The organism is Oleiphilus sp. HI0128 (assembly GCF_001635365.1).
In genome coordinates, this window is sequence record NZ_LWGG01000726.1 from 1 (window position 1) to 5,844 (window position 5,844).

At 47.5% G+C, this 5,844-nt stretch carries 5 protein-coding genes; 1 reads left to right on the forward strand and 4 read right to left on the reverse strand.

Translation table 11 applies throughout. The features are described 5' to 3' along the window. A partial coding sequence (locus A3763_RS08945; RefSeq protein WP_068759990.1) for an aminoacyl-tRNA deacylase and HDOD domain-containing protein occupies positions 1-1,371 on the reverse strand: 1,371 nt, incomplete at its 3' end. Between the two features lie 80 nt (positions 1,372-1,451). Then, positions 1,452-3,545: an ATP-dependent DNA helicase RecG gene (recG, locus tag A3763_RS08950; protein ID WP_068508654.1), complete on the reverse strand. Its 2,094-nt coding sequence runs from the start codon at positions 3,543-3,545 to the stop codon at positions 1,452-1,454. 110 nt (positions 3,546-3,655) lie between these two features. Between recG and A3763_RS08955 the strand changes: the two genes are divergently transcribed. Continuing rightward, positions 3,656-4,534 carry an NAD(P)H-binding protein gene (locus tag A3763_RS08955; protein ID WP_068508652.1) on the forward strand — a complete coding sequence of 293 codons (879 nt, stop codon included), beginning with the start codon at positions 3,656-3,658 and terminating at the stop codon, positions 4,532-4,534. On the opposite strand, the gene A3763_RS08960 is transcribed toward A3763_RS08955, so the two are convergent. Continuing rightward, positions 4,531-4,926: a RidA family protein gene (locus A3763_RS08960; RefSeq protein ID WP_068508651.1), complete on the reverse strand. Its 396-nt coding sequence runs from the start codon at positions 4,924-4,926 to the stop codon at positions 4,531-4,533. The two genes, A3763_RS08955 and A3763_RS08960, sit on opposite strands and share 4 nt — an antisense overlap. Before the next feature lie 24 nt (positions 4,927-4,950). Then, positions 4,951-5,844, reverse strand: an 894-nt coding sequence (locus tag A3763_RS08965; protein ID WP_156495024.1) for a RelA/SpoT AH/RIS domain-containing protein, incomplete at its 5' end; no start/stop codon positions are given.

The window sequence follows — 5,844 nt, forward strand, 5'->3', positions numbered from 1 at the left end:
TTCCAGTAATTGTGCCAAAGCTTCCTCGGCTTTTTCTGGTGTGATGTGCAGACGGGTATAAATACTTTCATCAAGTTTGTCGGCTGGTTTAGGAACAACGCCTGCGTCAGCCAGCATATCTTGAGTGAGCTGCAGTAAACCGGCGTATTCAGCATTTACACCTTCGAAGGCCTGATTCTTTTGGTGTCTCAAGCCAATAATGACTTCTTCTGGCATATTCCAGACAGACATCAGCTGGCTACCAATTTGTTCACGAGTAATGCCCAGTAAGAAGTGCTCAATATAGCCACTGTCTAAATGGGGGTTTGCTTCAATATAGCGACACATCAACGAGAAGTGAGGCGGGAAGACGTGTGCAAGCACCAAATAACCAAAGTTATGCAGCAAGCCCGAAAGATAAGACAAGCCGAAACTGGGGCGATAAGTCGGGTCAATTTTGCTTAGAATTGAGGTCGTACCTAGAGCTAGCCACATGGCTTGCTGCCAATAGGGGGCATAACCTTTTGGCTCATCCTTAGGAACTTTTAGTGTTCTTCCCAGAGCTAAACCCATTGCCAGGTTCATCACCATATCAAAGCCCAATACCCTGATGATCGCGTCGTGAACTGACTTGATCTTTCCGGGTGCATTGTAAAATGAGCTGGAAGCCCAGCTAACTACCTGAGCAGCAAGGCTTGGATCTTTTTCGATGATATCTGCCAGTTCATCAGCGCCTGCATCAGGGTTGGAGCGAAGGCGAATAATTTCTTGTGCACTCTGAGGCAGAGGTGGAAGCTCAAGAGTGTCTTCCAAGCGCTGTTTAATACGTAAGGAGGTAAACTTCTCAATCGCTTGATTGATCTGCTCAAGGTCACTGCCTGGTTGATTTATGTTGTAAGGTATCGATGATAGAGGCACTGCAACGCTTTCGACTTTAGCTTTTCTAGTTGAGGCTGAAAAGGCCTCTTTACTCAGCTTGATCAGTTTATCTGCTTCATCGGTTTCGATATAGACGGTATCCTGTTCGATGACACGAGCATCGACAATCGCCGGTAAACCGGTGATATCCGGAATAGCCGGAAGCGTTTTGATGCTATGCACGGCGATTAGGCTGTGTACATCCTCATGTGGCAGCGCTTCGAATGAGCGCCCTACCTTACTGTTCAAACTGTCGACATCCAGCATACTGTCGGCTAAAAATATTAGCTGCGAACGCCCTAGTGTGTCTGCCATCAAGATGGTTTTCAGAATCTGGCTATCGGGAATGCCTTCACGGTCAACCAACACTGGCTGGTCCGCTTCAGTCAAATTAATTTCGGCATCATTCTGGTATTGTTCAAAAACTTTATTCACCACCGCGGGTATCATGTCATTTAACTCTTTGTTATCCATAAGCGTTTCCATATCAATAAGCTAAGTGTAGATCAATCCAGCAAAACAGTTCGTCAATTTAGTCGAAGGTAACAAAAATACTAAACTTCTCCATAAACACGCTTTGCGCCGACCCATCGACGAATCAATAGTTCACTGAGCTTGGAGTCCTCAAACACTTGTGCAGCCATGGTTTTGACTTCAGGAAGCCAATTTTGGTCACGTTGAAGGTCTGCAATCCGAAATTCGACCATACCGGTTTGCCGGGTACCCAGAACTTCACCAGGGCCTCTTAACTCCAGATCTTTCTCGGCAATGACAAAGCCATCGTTACTTTCGCGCATTACACTTAAGCGCTCTTTGCCATTGGCGGATAGAGGTGGGTGGTACATTAGCGCACAATAGCTTTTTAAAGCGCCCCTTCCTACGCGGCCGCGCAACTGATGTAGCTGGGCGAGCCCTAAGCGCTCAGGGTTTTCAATAACGATAAGGTTCGCATTGGGAACGTCCACACCGACTTCAATAACAGTCGTAGCAACCAATACATCAATACGCCCTTCTTTGAACTGATCCATGATTAGGCTTTTATCCTGAGCCTTCATTCGCCCATGAACCAAGGCGACAACCAAACCTCCTAGCTGAGCTTGTAACCAGGCCAGGCTTTCCTCTGCAGCCTGACACTGCAGGGCTTCAGATTCTTCTATAAGAGTGCAAACCCAATAGGCCTGACAGCCGGCTTCACAAGATTTTCTAACCCGTTCAACCATTTCGGAGCGTCGACTATCTGGAATGGCAAAGGTTTCTATTTTTTGTCTGCCTGGGGGGAGTTCATCGATTACCGAGGTGTCGAGGTCGGCGTAGGCGCTCATTGCCAATGTCCGGGGTATGGGCGTGGCGGTCATAATGAGCTGATGTGGCACCAAACCGGAGTCTTGCCCTTTGTTTTTTAAGGATAAACGCTGGTGAACACCAAAGCGGTGTTGCTCGTCGATAATCGCCAGGGCCAAGCGTGAAAACTTCACTTCATCTTGAAACAAAGCATGTGTGCCGATGACGACTTGAGCATTACCCGATGCGATTTTTCCCAAGGCGGCTGCTCGGGTCTTGCCCTTTGACTTACCACTTAGCCATGCGATTTCTATCGAGTTGCCATCAGGAAGCTTAAGCTCGGCAAACCACTGACTGAAGTTCAATAGATGTTGCTCGGCAAGAATTTCAGTGGGAGCCATTAAAGCGACTTGAGCACCCGACTCTACAACCTTTAAGGCTGCCAAGGCCGCAACGATGGTCTTACCTGAGCCGACATCGCCTTGTACCAATCGTAGCATGGGGAAGGCTTGGCCTAGGTCATGGTCGACGTCGCTGCACACTTTTTTTTGTGCACCGGTTAGTTCAAAGGGGAGCTGCTCAAGCAGTTGAGTGCCTAGCTGGCTATTATTCTGGCAAGGCAAGGCTTGGTGACTTTGTACGCCTTTGCGGAGTTTTAACAGACTTAAGTGATGCCCGAGTAATTCTTCAACAATAAGGCGTTGCTGACATAAATGCCGCCCTTCTAGCAAAGCGAGTTGGTCGGCTTCGGTTGGTGGAGCATGTAAGTAACTTAGTGCATGTTTAAGTTCCGGTAGCTGGTAGGCTTTTCGAATGCTAGGCGGCAGTAGATCGCGGACATCGCAGCGATCCAGCCAGCCAAGCGCTTGACGACAGATTGCACGGAGTCTTGCTTGTTGAATTCCTTCGGTTAAGGGATAAACCGGAGTTAAAGTTTCGGGTGCGGTATTCTTCTCGTCCCCTGTGATGATATTGTACTCAGGGTGATAGAATTCTATTCCCAGCTTTCCAAGCCTGGCCTCACCATAGCAACGCAGGTAGGTACCTTTTTGAAGTTGCCGGGCTTGAGCTGCGCTGAAGTGATAAAAACGCAGTGTAACGGTGCCGCTGGCGTCTTTTACTTTGACTTCTAGACTACGCCTTCTTCCATGAACGACTCTACTACCGAGCACTTCCACTTCAAACAAGCCTTGCATGCCGGGGCGAAGCGAGGCTGCAGAGTGAATACGAGTTCGGTCTTCGTAACGAAAAGGCAGGTGGAAGAGTAGGTCCTGCATGTTGTGAATATCGAGCTTGGAAAGTGTTTCAGCCAGTTTGGCGCCCACACCTTTTAACTGCGTAAGCTCTATTTCCTCCAGCGCTGCCATGCCGATTTAACCCTTTTGTGTGAGTGCAGGTACTTCCATGCATCTACGAATGTCTTTTAGAGTACTTCGTTTTATACTAGCGACAAATCATATAGAAAAGGCTTGGCGCTATGCAAGGTAAGAAGGTTTTGATAGTCGGTTGCGGTAAAATCGGTGGGCGCGTAGCGAAGAGGCTTTCAAGTGACTTTCAAGTTTTTGGTTTACGCCGAAGACCTCAAATGTCTCAGGATGACATTCATTATCTTGCTGCAGATGTTCGAGAGGCATCGAGTTTAGAAGAGGTGTTTTCACAAGTCCTGACTGATGGTGTTGATTACCTGATTTATTGCCTGACGCCTTCCCAGCGCACCGAACAGGCTTATCGTGATACCTATGTCACGGGTTTAGAAAACACGCTTACGATGCTTCCTAATCCGAAGCGCTTAAAGCGATTGATCTTTGTTTCCAGTAGCAGTGTCTATCACCAGAATGATGATAGTTGGATAGATGAGCAAAGCCCTTGTGAACCAAAACAGTTTTCAGGAAAGCTTATCTTTGAAGCGGAAGGTCTACTTCGACACAGCGGCATACCCAGCACGATTATTCGTTTTAGCGGGATCTATGGTGGTTCTCGTCGCCAGTTAATTAATCAGGTAAAGCAGTCTGCGGAAAGTGGCGCGGCTATTTTAAGTAAAGCCTTACGTCGAAGTAACCGTATTCATGAAGATGATTGCGTGGGTTTTATTGAGCACTTAATTCGCTTGAATGCTCAAGGCTCAGCGTTGGAGCCGCTATATCTTGCTAGTGATAGTGAACCAGTAGATCTTAATGAAGTGATTATCTGGCTAGCAGAGCACTTGGGGCTGACCATCAATACCCAACCTTCCGAGCAGGCAAAACGGCGAAGCGGAAATAAGCAGTGTTCCAATAGGCGAATGTTGGATAGTGCTTATCAACTTCACTATCCGACTTTCCGAGAAGGTTATCAGGCGATGTTAAGACAAACCTAAATAGATGAATTCATCACCATTATGCCATCCATTTCAACCTGAGCATCTTTAGGTAGTGATGCGACGCCAATGGCGGCTCTTGCGGGATAAGGCGCTTCAAAATACTTGGCCATGATTTCATTCACGGTGGCGAAGTGTCCTAGGTCTGTCAGGAAAATATTGAGTTTAACTATGTCTTGAAGTGTACCGCCTGCGGCATTGCATACAGCGGTAAGGTTATCAAATACTCGCGTGATTTGCGTGCTGATATCGCCTTCTACCAGGCTCATCGTACTTGGGTCCAGCGGGATCTGGCCAGATAAAAAAACGGTCTCGCCGACTTTTACTGCCTGGGAATAGGTTCCGATTGCTTCCGGTGCATCTGCTGTTTGAATAATGGACTTGTTACTCATATTTCCTCCTGGAAGCTAATCACTTTATTTTGATATGACTCTGGTAAGCCTTAGAACGGCTTTGATTGAGCGAATTCGGCGCATAACTCGAGCCAGGTGTCGTCGACCCTGAACATGTAGCACAACACTAACAACACTTAGTTTGGCGTTTTGTTCCGTCACGCCGATTCGTTCGATATTACCTTCGGCGTGCGTTATCGCTGCGGCTAGCTCGGCAATAATGCCGCGTTGGCGTTCAAGCTCTACCTTCAATTCAACGGTAAACTCATCGGTAATATCTTTCACCCAGGATAAGTGCATTTGAACCTGATTGTTGCTTAGGTTCATAATTTTTGAGCAGCCCTCGGAATGAATGGTGATGCCAGAGCCTGTGTCAGGTAAGCCTACGATCGGGTCGCCCGGGATCGGGTGGCAGCAATGTGCGAAAGACAGGTTCATTCCTTCTGAGCCCTTGATCATCATGGACACTGTAGAGGTATCTTGAGCTTCGTTTTCAGCCTCATCTTGTATTGCATCAGACATCAATTGACGAGCAATGATGAACGGCATGCGCTGACCTAAACCGATATTGCGCAGGAGTACATCCATGCTCTCGGCTTGGTTATGTTCAAGAACTTTTTGAATCTGTGCTTCAGGAATATCTTTCCAGGAAACATTAATGCCAGAGAGTGACTTATCGAGCAAGCTCTTACCAAGCGCTAGGCTTTCGGCTTCGCGTTGGTCTTTCAAGTAGTGCCTTATGCTGCTCTTGGCTTTACCGGTTGTGACAATATTCAGCCAAGCCCTACTTGGTTTAGCGCTAGGGGCAGTGACTACTTCAACCGTTTGCCCGCTTTGTAGAGGTACGCTCAAGGGGGCAAGTTGTTTGTTTACGCGACAGGCGACACAAGCATGACCAATATCGGTATGGATAGCATA